Origin of the sequence: Microbacterium sp., from assembly GCF_026393345.1 — a bacterium.
Lineage (GTDB): Bacteria > Actinomycetota > Actinomycetes > Actinomycetales > Microbacteriaceae > Microbacterium.
In genome coordinates, this window is record NZ_JAPLAI010000069.1 from 53,554 (window position 1) to 67,764 (window position 14,211).

Annotated in this window: 14 protein-coding genes; 6 read left to right on the top strand and 8 right to left on the bottom strand. The window is 69.4% G+C overall.

Annotated features, from left to right (window positions below; all coding sequences use genetic code 11):
- A partial coding sequence (locus NT132_RS13910) for a TCP-1/cpn60 chaperonin family protein (RefSeq protein ID WP_297790067.1) occupies positions 1-746 on the top strand: 746 nt, incomplete at its 5' end.
- 65 nt (positions 747-811) lie between these two features.
- On the opposite strand, the gene NT132_RS13915 is transcribed toward NT132_RS13910, so the two are convergent.
- Both NT132_RS13915 and NT132_RS13920 read right to left on the bottom strand, forming a co-directional pair.
- A complete protein-coding gene (locus tag NT132_RS13915) occupies positions 812-1,099 on the bottom strand; it encodes a WXG100 family type VII secretion target (RefSeq protein ID WP_297790069.1) in 288 nt (95 codons plus the stop codon).
- A gap of 175 nt (positions 1,100-1,274) precedes the next feature.
- Positions 1,275-2,798 carry an MFS transporter gene (locus tag NT132_RS13920; protein WP_297790071.1) on the bottom strand — a complete coding sequence of 508 codons (1,524 nt, stop codon included), beginning with the start codon at positions 2,796-2,798 and terminating at the stop codon, positions 1,275-1,277.
- Positions 2,799-2,863: 65 nt separating this feature from the next.
- Between NT132_RS13920 and NT132_RS13925 the strand changes: the two genes are divergently transcribed.
- Positions 2,864-3,310 carry a MarR family winged helix-turn-helix transcriptional regulator gene (locus tag NT132_RS13925; protein WP_297790073.1) on the top strand — a complete coding sequence of 149 codons (447 nt, stop codon included), beginning with the start codon at positions 2,864-2,866 and terminating at the stop codon, positions 3,308-3,310.
- 23 nt (positions 3,311-3,333) lie between these two features.
- Here NT132_RS13925 and NT132_RS13930 read toward each other — a convergent pair whose 3' ends face one another.
- The 5 genes from NT132_RS13930 to NT132_RS13950 all read right to left on the bottom strand — a co-directional run bounded on the left by NT132_RS13930 (position 3,334) and on the right by NT132_RS13950 (position 9,613).
- Positions 3,334-5,085 carry a HAMP domain-containing sensor histidine kinase gene (locus NT132_RS13930; protein ID WP_297790075.1) on the bottom strand — a complete coding sequence of 584 codons (1,752 nt, stop codon included), beginning with the start codon at positions 5,083-5,085 and terminating at the stop codon, positions 3,334-3,336.
- Positions 5,086-5,095: 10 nt separating this feature from the next.
- Positions 5,096-5,788, bottom strand: a complete 693-nt coding sequence (locus NT132_RS13935) for a response regulator transcription factor (protein ID WP_297790077.1) — start codon at positions 5,786-5,788, stop codon at positions 5,096-5,098.
- Positions 5,789-5,935: 147 nt separating this feature from the next.
- Entirely contained in the window at positions 5,936-7,597 is a 1,662-nt protein-coding gene (locus NT132_RS13940; protein ID WP_297790079.1) for a DNA repair helicase XPB, read from the bottom strand.
- Positions 7,598-7,643: 46 nt separating this feature from the next.
- Complete coding sequence (locus NT132_RS13945; protein ID WP_297790081.1) at positions 7,644-9,347, bottom strand: helicase-associated domain-containing protein; 1,704 nt, start codon at positions 9,345-9,347, stop codon at positions 7,644-7,646.
- 2 nt (positions 9,348-9,349) lie between these two features.
- Entirely contained in the window at positions 9,350-9,613 is a 264-nt protein-coding gene (locus NT132_RS13950; RefSeq protein WP_297790083.1) for a multidrug ABC transporter ATPase, read from the bottom strand.
- Positions 9,614-9,722: 109 nt separating this feature from the next.
- On the opposite strand from NT132_RS13950, the gene NT132_RS13955 reads away from it, so the two are divergent.
- Complete coding sequence (locus NT132_RS13955; RefSeq protein WP_297790085.1) at positions 9,723-10,106, top strand: cold-shock protein; 384 nt, start codon at positions 9,723-9,725, stop codon at positions 10,104-10,106.
- Positions 10,099-10,926 carry a DUF3027 domain-containing protein gene (locus NT132_RS13960; RefSeq protein ID WP_297790087.1) on the top strand — a complete coding sequence of 276 codons (828 nt, stop codon included), beginning with the start codon at positions 10,099-10,101 and terminating at the stop codon, positions 10,924-10,926. The genes NT132_RS13955 and NT132_RS13960 overlap by 8 nt, the downstream gene beginning before the upstream one ends.
- A gap of 62 nt (positions 10,927-10,988) precedes the next feature.
- Here NT132_RS13960 and serC read toward each other — a convergent pair whose 3' ends face one another.
- The gene (gene serC, locus NT132_RS13965) at positions 10,989-12,101 is read right to left on the bottom strand and encodes a phosphoserine transaminase (RefSeq protein ID WP_297790089.1); all 1,113 of its coding nucleotides are present in this window, start codon (positions 12,099-12,101) and stop codon (positions 10,989-10,991) included.
- A 100-nt stretch (positions 12,102-12,201) separates the two neighbouring features.
- On the opposite strand from serC, the gene NT132_RS13970 reads away from it, so the two are divergent.
- A complete protein-coding gene (locus NT132_RS13970) occupies positions 12,202-12,897 on the top strand; it encodes a metal-dependent transcriptional regulator (RefSeq protein ID WP_297790091.1) in 696 nt (231 codons plus the stop codon).
- 236 nt (positions 12,898-13,133) lie between these two features.
- Entirely contained in the window at positions 13,134-14,021 is an 888-nt protein-coding gene (locus NT132_RS13975; protein ID WP_297790093.1) for a M23 family metallopeptidase, read from the top strand.
- Positions 14,022-14,211 lie beyond the last annotated feature (190 nt).

The window sequence follows — 14,211 nt, forward strand, 5'->3', positions numbered from 1 at the left end:
TCCTCACCGGTGGACAGGTCATCACCGAAGAGGTCGGCCTCAAGCTCGAGAACGCCACGACCGACCTGCTCGGCCGTGCGCGCAAGGTCATCATCACCAAGGACGAGACCACCATCGTCGAGGGTGCCGGTGACTCCGCGCTGATCGAGGGTCGCGTGACCCAGATCCGTCGCGAGATCGAGAACACCGACAGCGACTACGACCGTGAGAAGCTCCAGGAGCGTCTCGCCAAGCTCGCCGGTGGCGTTGCCGTCATCAAGGCGGGCGCGGCCACCGAGGTCGAGCTCAAGGAGCGCAAGCACCGCATCGAGGACGCCGTTCGCAACGCGAAGGCCGCCGTCGAAGAGGGTGTCGTCGCCGGTGGCGGCGTCGCGCTGATCCAGGCCGGCAAGACGGCGTTCGCGAACCTCGACCTCACGGGTGACGAGGCGACCGGTGCGAACATCGTCCGCGTCGCCATCGAGGCCCCGCTCAAGCAGATCGCGCTCAACGCCGGTCTCGAGCCGGGTGTCGTGGCGAACAAGGTCGCGGAGCTGCCCATCGGTCACGGTCTGAACGCCGCGACCGGCGAGTACGGTGACCTGTTCGCACAGGGCATCATCGACCCGGCCAAGGTCACGCGCTCCGCGCTGCAGAACGCTGCGTCGATCGCCGGTCTGTTCCTCACGACCGAGGCCGTCGTCGCCGACAAGCCCGAGAAGGCCGCCGCTCCCGCCGGCGACCCGACGGGTGGCATGGACTTCTGAGTCCGTTCTGACACACCGGAAGCCCCGGCCCGAAAGGGTCGGGGCTTCCGTCGTTTCCGGCCGCGTCAGCGGAACAGCGTCATGTTGGCCTGCTCGACGTCGCGGTACTGCCGCCCGGCAGCATCCAGGGCGGCGTTGATCTGCGCGAGCGAGTCCTCCACCTGATGCTGGGTGGCCCGCCACTGGTCGACGGTGCCCTGGAACATCCCGGCTGCAGCGCCGGTCCAGCTGGACTGCAACTGCGTCAGCTGCGACAGCAGGGCAGCGGACTCGCTCTGCAGTCGCTCGATCGTGCCGCGCATCGCGGCGGTGGCGGTGAACACTGCGTCGGGGTCGACGGAGAACACGGACATTGGATGCTTCCTTTCCTCGGAGCGCCCCACGCTAGGCCCGCGCGGGTCGCCGGCCGTGGCCCCGCCGCATCCGGTGGACAACCCTTCCCTCGGAAGCATGGGGGAGGAGAGGATGCGGCCACCGCACGCCGAAACGGCCCCTCCGGAGGGAAGGGCCGTTGCGGTCGAGGGTGGCTCAGAGGTGTCCGGCTTCGCCTTCCACCATCTCGGTGTAGACCGTCTCGGTGTCGTGGTGCTTCGGCTCGCGGACCGCAGTGAGCACGAGTGCGGCGACGATCGCGCACAGGGCCGTGGCGACCCAGAGGCCCGCGTGCATGCCATCGACGAATGCCCCGTTGACGCCGGGGAAGCCTTCGAACACCACGCCGGAGGAGGCGGCTTCGGTCGCGTCCGCGGGAAGGGGGGTCGCCGCGACCGCGGGGAGCACCTTTGCAGCGACGATCGCCGAGAGCACGGCGGTGCCGATGGCGCCGCCGACCTGGATGCAGGTGGTCTGGAAGCCGCTCGCCACGCCCGCGAGGTGCACCGGCGCGCCGCCGACGATGAGGTCGGCGGCCGAGGGAATCGCGAAACCGGACCCGAAGGCGATGATGACGAAGGGGATGGCCATCAGCCAGTAGGAGGTGTCGACGGTCACGAGGGTCAGCAAGCCCAGGCCCACGGCCATCAGACCGAGGCCGAGCGCCGCGACCTTGCGCGGACCGATCTTGGAGGTGAGGAACGCACCGAGGGGTGCGGACGGGATGGAGAACGCGCTCATCGGGAGCATCATGAGTCCGGCCATCGCGGTCGACTTTCCGAGCGAGTTCATGAGGAACAGCGTCAGCAGGAACGTGACGCCGAGGATGGCGAAGAAGTTCGCGAGGAACACCAGGCCGCCGACGCTCACCCCGGCGGACTTGAACAGGCTGAGCGGAATGAGGGGGTTCGCGACCTTGCTCTCGACGAGCACGAACAGGGCGAAGAACACGACGGCGGCGACGAAGGTGCCGATGGTCGCGGCGCTGCCCCAGCCCCATTCCTGTGCCTGCACGACGCCGAAGACGACCGCGAACAGGGCACCGGCGAGCAGCAGGACGCCGGCGATGTCGATGCGTCCTCCCTTCTCGCTCTCGGTCTCACGGATGACGAGGGCGGCCATGATGACACCGGCCAAGGCGAACGGGACGTTGAGGTAGAACACCCATTGCCAGCCGACGCTGCCGACGAGCAGGCCGCTGACGAGCGGGCCGCCGGCGATCGCGACGGAGGAGACGCCACCCCAGATGCCCACCGCCATGCCGAACTTCTCGCGCGGGAACGTGGCGCGAAGCAGCGCCAGGGTCTGTGGCATGAGGAGGGCGGCGCTCACACCCTGCAGGGCACGGAACACGAGCACTCCGCCGACACTGCCGACGAGGCCGATCGCGACGCTGGTGACGCCGAAGAGGACGACACCGATGATGTACAACTTCTTGCGGCCGTACCGGTCGCCGAGCTTGCCCGCGGGGATGAGGCAGACCGCCAGTGCCAGCAGGTAGGAGTTGATGATCCACTGCAGGTCGCCGAACGTGGCGCCGAGGTCGGCCTGGATCGCGGGATTGGCGATGTGGACCACGGTCGAGTCGAGGCCCACGATGAACAGGCCGAAACAGACCGCGATCAGGGTCAAACCGGGGCGGCCCTGAAGGGGACGGGGAGAGGTCGGGGGAGTGCTCACGAAACTGCTTCCTGCGATCGGGAACGTATGATTACATAAGTATAACTGACCGATAGGATGAGGTTATGTCGAACGCGTCGCATCCCTCACCCGAGCAGCTCGCTCGCCTCGCCGATGTCGTGCTCGACCTCGCCCACAAACTCGACATCCGCCATCCCGACCTGCGGGGCGTCGTGCCCCTCACCGGCACAGAGATCGCCGTCATCCGCGAGATCCACCGGACCCCGCACTCCACGCCCACTCAGATCGCGGAGGTGACGGGCCTACACCGCAGCAACGTCAGTACCGCGGTGCGAACGCTCGAGACGGGCGGCCTCGTCGTGCGGGAGCAGGTGCCGGACAACGCCCGGTCCATCACGCTCGTGCCCACGGCGAAGGCGGCCGAGAGCATCGCCCGCATCAACGCGTACTGGGTGGAGCGGCTCTCCACCACGCCTGCAGAGCCCCTGGCGGATGCGGTGGCCGCCGTCGACGCCCTGGCCCGCGTTGCGGCATCCCTCGGCGGTCACTAGCCGCGAGGCGCTCCAGCGGTGTCTCAGGCCCCGTCGAGCTCGAGGGGCGTCAGCGGCTGCGTGTCACGCAGGAGCTGCGCGGCCGCATCCTCGTCGATCGCCAGCGGGAACGACACCCGGAAGCTGGCGCCGCCACCCTCGGTGTCGCCGACCGTGACCGTGCCGTGCAGGGCGTCGACGAGCGACGCCACGATCGACAGGCCGAGGCCGGAGCCTCCGGTGTCGCGGGTACGGGACGTGTCGGCGCGCCAGAACCGCTGGAAGATCTGGTCGCGGATCTGTTCGGGCACGCCGTCGCCGTGATCGGCGATCTCGATCCAGCCCATGTGCCGAGTGTCGTCGACGCCCACGCGCAGTTCGATCGGGGCATCGTCGGGGGAGTAGCGCTGCGCATTGCCGAGCAGGTTCGCCACAACCTGGCGGACGCTGTTCTCATCGGCCATCACGATGGGGGGCAGCGCGGTCGAGGTGAACCGGACCGGGAGGGTCGGGACCTCGCCGGTCTCCCCGGTGCCGTCGCCCCTGGGCCGACGGCGGAGCCGCGAGGCGAGATTGATGGCGGCGGTCGGAACCGGCCCTCGACGACGGCTCGTCGGCAGCGGTTCGGTCGGCGGCAGGACGATCGGGGGCGCGTGCATCACGGGGCGCACATCCCCGGTGGTGTCGATCACGGTGATCCGCCGCTGCGGGGCGGCGGCACGCACGTCCATCGCCGCATCCCGGGCGATCGGTCGCAGGTCGACCGGAGCCGGGACGATGCCGCGGCGCTCGTCGAGGCGGGCGAGAGCGAGGAGGTCCTCGACCATGGTGGTCATCCGCATCGCCTCCTTCTCGATGCGCTCCATCGCCTGCGCGGTGGCCTCCGCATCCGGGATCGCACCCATCCGGTACAGCTCCGCGTACCCGCGGACCGTGACGAGGGGAGTGCGCAGTTCGTGGCTCGCGTCGCCGATGAAGCGGCGCATCTGGCGAACGGTGGCGTCCCGCTGCGAGAGCGACGCGTCGATGCGGCCGAGCATCGCGTTGATGGCGCGCTTCAGCCGCCCGACCTCGGTGGTCTCGGGCTCCAGGTCGGTCAGGCGCAGGCTGAAGTCACCGCCGGCGATCGCGTCGGCGGTGCGTTCCACCTGCGTGAGGCTCCGGAACGTGAGTGTCACGACCCATCGCACCAGGATCGCGCTGGCGATCACCACGACGAGGGCGAGCAGCGTGTAGATACCGAGGTAGGTGCCGACGACCCGCTCGGTCTCGGCGGTCGGGATGGCCACCACCTGGGTGAAGAACGGGTTGCCGTCGAACTGCGTGACGATCGCCATGGCCCGGTACGAGCCGCTCGGTTCGCCCTCGAGCTCGAACGCCTCGAGCGGGTGGGCGTACGCGTAGTCGAGCGCGAACGTGTCGGGGAAGACCGGATCCGTCTCGCTGGCCTCGCCGCCGGCGGTGAGCACGAGGTCGCCGGAGGCGTTGTAGATCGCCACCGAGTAGTCCGTCGGGGCGACGTCGTCCCGAGGCGAGAACACGAGGCCGGATGCGGTGACCTCGGTGTCGAGCAGGGCGTTGGCGGCCACGTTCCCCGAGGTGAGGGGGGTCAGTGTGGTGTCGAGGTTCGCCAGCAGCGTCGTCCGCAGGAACACCATCGTGCCGAGCCCGGTCGCGAACAGGCCGATGACGAGCACGCCGACCGTGACGCCCGTGACCTTGGACCGCAGGCTGACGCTGCGCCACCATCGGGTGAGACCGTCGGGTGAGGCGTGGCGTGGTTGCGGATCGGGCATCGGCTCGCCGTCAGGCGGACTTGCCCGCCTTCAGCATGTAGCCGAAGCCGCGCTTGGTCTGGATGAGCGACTCGGACGCGTGCGGGTCGATCTTGCGGCGCAGGTACGAGATGTAGCTCTCCACGATGCCGGCGTCGCCGTTGAAGTCGTACTCCCACACGTGATCGAGGATCTGCGCCTTGCTGAGCACCCGGTTCGGGTTCAGCATCAGGTAGCGCAGCAGCTTGAACTCGGTGGGGCTGAGCTCGATCTGGGCGTCACCGACGAACACGTCGTGCGTGTCCTGGTCCATGGTGAGTTCGCCGGCCCGGATGATCGACTCTTCATCGGCCTGCATGGTGCGACGCAGGATCGCCTGGATACGGGCGACGATCTCGTCGAGGGAGAACGGCTTGGTGACGTAGTCGTCGCCGCCGGCGTTCAGGCCGGTGATCTTGTCCTCGGTGTCGTCCTTGGCGGTGAGGAACAGGATCGGGGCGGTATACCCGGCCTCGCGGAGGCGCTTGGTGACGCTGAAGCCGTTCATGTCCGGCAGCATGACGTCGAGCAGAATCAGGTCCGGCTCCTCTTCGAGGACGGCCGAGATGGTCTGAGCGCCGTTCGTGACGGCACGGACCTGGAAGCCGGCGAACTTGAGGCTCGTGATGAGCAGGTCGCGGATGTTCGGTTCGTCGTCCACGACGAGAATGCGCGGTGCGGTCATATGCCCATTATGGTGACCGTTTCGATGGGATGGCTGGATGCGGCCACCTCGCGCGTCGCGGAGTTCAGCGCCGAGACCACATCCGTGCGCCGAGACGACATCGGAATGGATGTGGTCTCGGCGAGGGGATGTGGTCTCGCGGGACGGTCAGACCGCGGCGGCGAGCAGGTCGTCGGCGTCGAGGATCGTGTAGCTGTACCCCTGCTCGGCGAGGAACCGCTGACGGTTCTGCGCGAAGTCCTGGTCGACGGTGTCGCGCGCGATGAGCGTGTAGAAGCTCGCGGTGTGCCCGTTGGTCTTCGGCCGCAGCAGGCGACCCAGGCGCTGCGCCTCCTCCTGGCGGGACCCGAACGATCCCGACACCTGGATGGCGACGGATGCTTCCGGCAGGTCGACCGAGAAGTTCGCGACCTTGGAGACGACGAGAAGGGGCACGGTGCCCTCACGGAACGCCTGATACAGCTGCTCGCGCTCGTCGACCGGCGTCGCACCGGTGATCTTCGGGGCGTCGAGCGCCTCGGCGAGTTCGTCGATCTGGTCCAGGTACTGCCCGATCACGAGGATCTGCTCGCCGGCGTGGCGGGCGGACAGTGCCCGGACGACCTCGATCTTGGCGGGCGCGGTCGCCGCCATGCGGTAGCGCTCCTCGTCCGCGGCGGCCGCGTACTCGAGCCGCTCGTCGGCGGGCAGGTCGATGCGCACCTCGTAGCAGGCGGCGGGGGAGATGAAGCCCTGAGCCTCGATCTCCTTCCACGGGGCGTCGAACCGCTTGGGTCCGATGAGGCTGAACACGTCGCCCTCACGGCCGTCTTCGCGCACCAGCGTGGCGGTGAGGCCGAGGCGGCGTCGCGCCTGCAGGTCGGCGGTGAGCTTGAACACCGGCGCCGGCAGCAGGTGCACTTCGTCGTAGACCACGAGGCCCCAGTCGAGGGCGTCGAGGAGCGCCAGGTGCGCGTACGCGCCCTTCCGCTTGGCGGTGAGGATCTGGTACGTCGCGATGGTGACGGGCTTCACCTGCTTCACCTGCCCCGAGTACTCGCCGATGTCCTCGGCGGTCAGGGTCGTGCGCTTGAGTAGCTCGTCGCGCCACTGGCGGGCGCTGACGGCGTTCGTCACGAGGATGAGGGTGGTCGTCTTGGTGTCGGCCATCGCCGCCGCGCCCACGAGCGTCTTACCGGCACCGCAGGGGAGCACGACGACGCCGGAGCCACCCTCGGTGAAGATGTCGACAGCCTTGCGCTGATACGGCCGCAGGTTCCAGCCGTCCTCGACGAGGTCGATCGGATGCGGGGTGCCGGGCGTGTAGCCGGCGATGTCCTCCGCCGGCCAGCCGAGCTTCAGCAGCTCCTGCTTGATCTGCCCGCGCGCCCACGCATCCACCACGAACGTGTCGGGGGAGGGGTGCGCGATCAGGAGCGGCTGGATGCGCTTGTTCGCGGCGACCTGCGTGAGTACGGCCGCATCCGTCGACCGCAGGATGAGGGCCTTCTCCTCGTCGCCGTACGGGCCGCGCTCGATGACGAGCCGGCCGTACCGTGACACCGTCTCGCGGATGTCAGTGGACACCGACACCGGCACCGGGAACCGGGACCACCGGTCGAGGGTGTCGAGCATGTCTTCGGCGTCGTGACCCGCGGCGCGCGCGTTCCACAACCCCAGCCGGGTGATCCGGTAGGTGTGGATGTGCTCGGGGGCACGTTCCAGCTCCGCGAAGACCGCCAGTTCGTGCCGGGCGCTCTCGGCGTCAGGGTGGGCGACTTCGAGCAGGACCGTGCGATCGCTCTGGACGATCAGGGGGCCATCGGACATAACCGCCTATTTTACCGGGCGCGCGGAGGGGCCGGCGCCGCTTGCGTCAGATCGGGCGTGCACTTTCGATGCTCGACAGGGGCAGGGTGCGTTCCACGTCGGCGTTGCGGTCCCGGCCGCGGAGTCGTCCGCCGCCGAGGCCGGTGGCCTCGAGCTGGAAGGTACGGATGGAGCCGTCGGGCAGGCGCACGTCGACTTCGACCACGGAGCGGGCCTTGACGGCCTGCTCGAGTTCACGTTCCAGCCACGCGCCCTCGGCATCCGGGCCCTCGGTGGCGCGGAGACTCCCGATGAGCGTGGCGTAGCGGTCGGGCTCGGATGCGGGCGGGTCGACGTCCGGCGCGCCGCGGCGCCGCAGGGCGTGCCCGTCGCCGTCGCCGTCGACCGCGACCACCGGATAGCGGGCGTCGGACAGGCTCCAGTACACGGCCTCGCGGGAGGCGCGGGAGACGAGCATGCCCTCGTGTGCGATGAGGCCGACCGAGCGCAGCGATTGGTCGACCGCGACGGTCGCCAGCAGGTCGGAGTCGTCGCTGATGACGGTGGTGCGGCCGCTGAGCTCGTCTACCCCGACCCGGAGCTGGCCGTGACGGGTCACGGCGCGGTCGATGAGGTAGGCGAGGGGCTGCGGGATGCCGGTCAGCGATACCTCGCCGAGGAAGCTGCGGAGTGTCTCGCCGGTCTCCCCGGTCGCCACGGCGGCGGCGATCGATTCGGCGCTGAAGCGGTAGGTGGACGCCTGCGCGCGGCTCTCGCGGACGGCCATGGTGCGAAGCCGCTGCTCCAGTGCGGGCAGGAGCGGCCCGGGGGCGATCGCGGTCAGGTCGGCCTGCAGGTAGAGCTTGTCGATCTCGGCGGGCAGATGCGTGGCGAGCTCCGCGAGCACCGGCACGCCGCGCTCGCGGAGCCCTGTGCTCCACGGCGGTTCGCCGTCGTCGGCGGTGAGGATGCCGAGGCGCCGGGCGCGGCGCAGCAACCGGTCGGCGATGGCGGGCCATGCCGCATCCAGCGGATAGGCCTCGCGCCAGGTCGCCGGCGGACGGTACCCGCCTTCGGGTGTGCGAAGACCCGGGCGGAGTGCGCCGACGAAAGCCGAGGCGACGGCGCTCCAGCGTTCCGGGGTCGAGATGCTCACCCAGCGCTGCGCGGCGGTGGTCGCCTGCCAGCTGCGCTGGACCTCACGCAGGAGCCCCGCATCCACGGCGAGGGCGAGGAGGTCTTCCAGGTCTTCCGCGTCGTCGACGGCGCCCGCCTCGACCAGGCGACGCCGGTCCGCGACGCCGACGGGTCCCGCGCCGGTGCGGCCGATGGGGGTGGCCAGGGCCCACAACAGCAGGTCGGTCAGCGATCCGACCGCGGTGAAGGCGTGTTCCGCGGCGGCGGCGACGGCCTCCGGCGACGGGGCACGGGTGGGAGCCGCGGCGTCGATCGTGCGCAGGTCGGGATCGAGTTCGCGCAGGCGTGCGGTGACGGCGGCGAAGGGAGAGCCATCGGGATGCAGCAGCATCCGTTCCCGGAGTCCAGGCGCCGACGCGGGGTCGGCGGTCAGTGCGGCCAGGAGATCCCGGGGCAGATCCACCAGGGCGCGGTCGATCGCGGGCGTCGACAGCAGGTTCTCGGCGGCGTCGAAGAAGTCGTGCCAGCCGGCATCGGGGGAGACGCCGCGGAGCGTGAAGACGTGCGCCAGCTCCGCGTCATCGAGGCTCGCCAGCGTGGCCGCCAGCGTCCGCTCGTCCGAGGAGGCGCCCACGCTCAGCGGGCTCGGTTCGCCCGAGCCCTCCGTACGAAGGCCCGGATGATCACGGTGAACATCATCACGAAGGCCAGGATCGGCGCGTAGTAGACGATGATGCTCACGGCCGGCCAGACTCCGGTGGCGAAATCGGCCCCGGCGGAGGAGCCGATCATGATCGCGAAGAAGCAGCCGACGGACAGCACAAGCAGCCCCAGCGACATGGTCGCCAGGACGCGGTCCAGGCGCTGGATGGGTACGTCCCCATTGCTCGTCTTGCTCATCGGGTTCAGCCTACTGCCTCGACGGGAGCGGCTAGTCTGGTTGCAGGGGTTTTTCGCCCCGATTCCGTCGCGCCCGCACACCAGCGGGCCACGATCCAGCGAGGTCTCCATGCCCACCGGCAAGGTCAGGTTCTACGACGATGAGAAGGGCTTCGGCTTCATCACCACTGATGACGGCCAGGATGTCTTCCTCCACGCCACCGCGCTGCCCGCAGGCGTTCCGTCGCTCAAGCCCGGCGCGCGACTGGAGTTCGGCGTCGCCGATGGCAAGCGCGGACTGCAGGCACTGTCCGTTCGCGTGCTCGAAGCGCCGCCGAGCCTGGCCAAGCGTGCCCGCAAGCCCGCCGACGACATGGCGGTCATCGTGGAAGACCTCGTGAAGCTCCTCGACGGCATCGGTGGCGACCTGCGTCGCGGCCGCTACCCCAGCGGCAGCCACGCGAAGAAGGTCGCCGCGGTGCTGCGCAAGGTCGCGGAAGAACTCGATGCCTGACGCCGAGAGCACGCCCGACTCCGTCGCCCCGGACGAGCTGGCCACGTCTGTGGACGTCGTGGACGAGCCGACCGTCGCCGTTCCGCCCCCGCCCCCCGGCGACGCGCGGCTCCTCGCCGCGCATGACCTGGCGCTGGCGGGCCTGAAGGAGATCACCCCCGCCGCGACCATCGGTCCGCCGGCCGGGTACTCGGTCGAGCCCGACGGGGTGGTGTCGCTGCGGTTCGAGAACCGCCTGGCGGGATACCCCGGCTGGTTCTGGACCGTGAGCCTCGCCCGGGTCGAGGATGAGGACCCGACGATCCTCGAGGTCGAACTGCTGCCCGGGGAGTCGGCGCTGCTGGCCCCCGAGTGGGTGCCGTGGGCTGTCCGCCTCTCCGAGTACCGCGCGCAGCAGGCCATCACCGCGGCCAACGCCGAGGCGGAGGATGCCCCCGCCGGCGAGCAGTCGGACGACGACGAGGACGTGGATGTCGACGACCTCGACGATCTCGACGCCAGCGACTTCGACACCGATGGGTCCCCGATCCTGCACGCCGGCGACGTCGACGGTGTCGACATCGACGAGCTCGACGAGGACTCCGAGGACGAGGACTCCGAGGACGTCGACTCCGAGGACATCGACTCCGACGACGTCGAGGACGATGACGACGACTCCGACGACGTCGAGGACGACTCCGACGACGACTCCGACGATGAGGATGACTTCGAAGAAGACGAGGACGACTCCGACGACGACTCGGACTCCGACGACGTCGACTCCGATGAGGAAGACGACGAAGAAGACGACTCCGATGAGGACGACGACGACCGTCGCTGACGCCACATGACGAAGGGCCCGCCCGATGCCGGATGGCGCGGACGGGCCCTTCGTCGTCGGGTCTAGATGTTCTCGAGCGTGTAGTCGACGCAGCGGATCAGCTGGCGCACGTCCTCCGGGTCGATCGAGACGAACGTCGCGATGCGCAGCTGGTTGCGCCCGAGCTTGCGGTACGGCTCGGTGTCGACGATGCCGTTCTGACGCAGGCTCGCGGCGATCGCCGCCGCATCCACGCTCTCATCGAAGTCGATTGTGACGACGACGGGGGAGCGGTCGGCGGGGTCGCTGACGAAGGGCGTCGCCACCGACGAGGCCTCGGCCCAGTCGTACAGCGCCTGCGACGATTCGCGGGTGCGGGCGTCGGCCCACTCGAGGCCCCCGTTGCCCAGGATCCAGCTCAGCTGCTCGTCGAGCAGGATCAGGGTCGACACCGCGGGGGTGTTCAGCGTCTGCTGCAGCCGCGAGTTGTCGAGGGCGTTCTTCAGGCTGAGGAACTCGGGGATGTAGCGGTCGGATGCGGCGATCCGCTCGATCCGCTCGATCGCGGCGGGTGATACCGCGGCGAACCACAGACCGCCGTCGGAGCCGAGATTCTTCTGCGGCGCGAAGTAGTAGACGTCCGTCTCGGAGACGGAGAAGTCGATGCCGCCGGCGGCGCTCGTCGCGTCGATGACGGTCAGGGCGCCCTCGTCGCCGTGCACGCGGGAGATCTGCGTGGCGACGCCGGTGGAGGTTTCGTTGTGCGGCCAGGCGTAGACATCGACGCCCTCGATCGCGGCGGCGGCGATGCTCGCCCCCGGGTCGGCCTTGCGCACGTCCGGCGCCTGCAGCCACGGGGCTCCCGCGGCGGCGGCGAACTTGCCGCCGAACTCGCCGTAGACGAGGTTCTGGGCACGCCGCTCGATGAGACCGAACGCGGCCGCATCCCAGAACGCCGTCGAGCCGCCGTTACCGACGATGATCTCGTAGCCGTCCGGCAGGCGGAACAGCTCGGCGAGACGCGAGCGGACGCTACCGACCAGGTTCTTCACCGGCTTCTGGCGGTGCGAGGTGCCCAGGATCGACGCTCCGGACCCGGCCAGTGCAGCCAGCTGCTCGGGGCGGATCTTCGAGGGACCGCATCCGAACCTTCCGTCGGCGGGCAGGATCTCACGGGGAAGCACGACGTGTGGCATGTCCTCGATTCTAGGGTGACCCGGGTTCGGCTCCCCGCCGCCTCGGTGGCACCACGGTTGGATAGGCTTCAGGGGCCGCCCCCTTCTGTCGAGGACACCCATGACCGATCTGATCGATACCACTGAGATGTATCTGCGCACCATCCTCGAGCTCGAGGAGGAGAACATCACTCCGCTGCGTGCGCGCATCTCGGAGCGCCTCGGCCACTCCGGCCCGACGGTGTCGCAGACCGTGGGCCGGATGGAGCGCGACGGGCTCGTCGTCGTCTCCGATGACCGCACCCTCGAACTCACCGACGCCGGCCGTCAGAAGGCCGTCGACGTCATGCGCAAGCACCGGCTCGCCGAGCGGCTGCTCAGCGACGTCATCGGCCTCGATTGGGCGTACGTGCACGAAGAGGCCTGCCGCTGGGAGCACGTGATGAGCGAGCAGGTCGAGCGCCGCCTCGTCGAACTGCTCGGGCACCCCACCGAGTCGCCCTACGGCAACCCGATCCCGGGCCTAGACCAGCTGGGCGACCTGCCGACGAATACGTTCGAAGAGGGCGTCGTCGGGCTCGTTCGTCACCTCGATGCCGTCGGCGGCCCCATCACGGGCACCGTGCGCCGGCTCGCGGAGCCCGCGCAGGTCGACCCGGAACTGCTGCAGCAGCTGCGCAGTGCCGGCGTCATGCCGGGAGCCGCCGGGGCGTTCCAGTACAGCGAGGGCTACGTGCTGGTGCAGATGGACGGTTCCGATGAGGGACTGGAACTGCCCGTCGAGGTCGCCGCGCACATCTTCCTCGTCGCGAACTGAGCGGCGCCGCATCCGCTTCTGCACAGGTCGGAATGCACGATCCGGCCTGTGGGGAATGTGACTTATTCGTTACCTTCAGGTAGCCTGGCCAAGTCCACAGGTGAAAGCCCGCCGACGGACCCCGCCCGGATTGCCTGTCAGGCTCGTCGTCCGCCGCGGTGACACCCGCACATCGTGCCCCGAACACCGAGTGCCGACGAGCCAGCGCAGACCGCGCGAAGGTGCCGGAGGACATATTGGCTGAAAACCTGGATGAGGAAGCCCGCGAGCCCGATGAGGCCGCGGTTCCGACGCCCGGTCGGCGCAGCATGCGTCAGGCGGCTCGCCCCGCGAGCCGTGTCACCCGCGCGCCCCGTGCCGAACGAGCCGTCCGTACTCCCCGCGCTCCCCGCACCCGCGGTGTCGTCAAGCCGCTTCGCAACGTCGTGATCCTCGCCATGGTCGGCGGCCTCGTCGCGACCGTCGCCCTTCCCGCGTACGCCGCGTGGAACCCGGAGTCTGAGGCGCTGACGATCGAGCAGGTCGCCGCCGAGAACGCGCAGTCCCTCGTCGTCGCATCCGACGTGGTCACCACCGATCTTTCCCGCAGCAGCTACGCCGCGACCACCGCGGAGGAAGTGGCCACCAAGAAGGCCGCCGAAGCTGCCGCCGCGCGTGCCGCCGCCGCCTCCAAGTCGCGGTCGACGAGCAGCGCCGCCGTCCTCTCTTCGGTCGACCTCAGCCTCGTCGCCCCCGGCAGCGGTGAGGTTCGCTGGCCGCTCGACATGTCGCAGATTAAGATCGGGCGCGGCCTCAGTGGCGCCCACGACGGCGTCGACCTGCTCGGCTCCGCCGGCACCCCCGAGTTCGCCGCCGCGGCCGGCACCGTCCGCACCGCCACCTGGTTCGGTGGCTACGGCAACGGCGTCATCATCGATCACGTCATCAACGGCGTGACGGTCTCCACCCTCTACGGGCACATGTCGCAGATCCTCGTCTCACCCGGCCAGTCGGTCTCGGCAGGGCAGATCATCGGCCTCATGGGCAGCACCGGCAACTCCACCGCGAACCACCTCCACTTCGAGGTGCGCATCAACGGCGGGCTCGTCGATCCGATGGCCTGGCTGTACTCCAACGCCGGCTGAGCCACCGACGCGACACGAACCGTTCCCGGTTCCGTGCATCCCGGGCGTGTCCCGGTGGGTTACTCTGTGACTCGACGCTGAGAGAAGCGGAGGTCGCCGATGGACGGCACACCACGCGCCCGAACCAGGGCTGCGCTCGGTCTGTTCGTCTTTCGGCATTGTGAGATTGGATGCCGCGGGGTAACCGCGC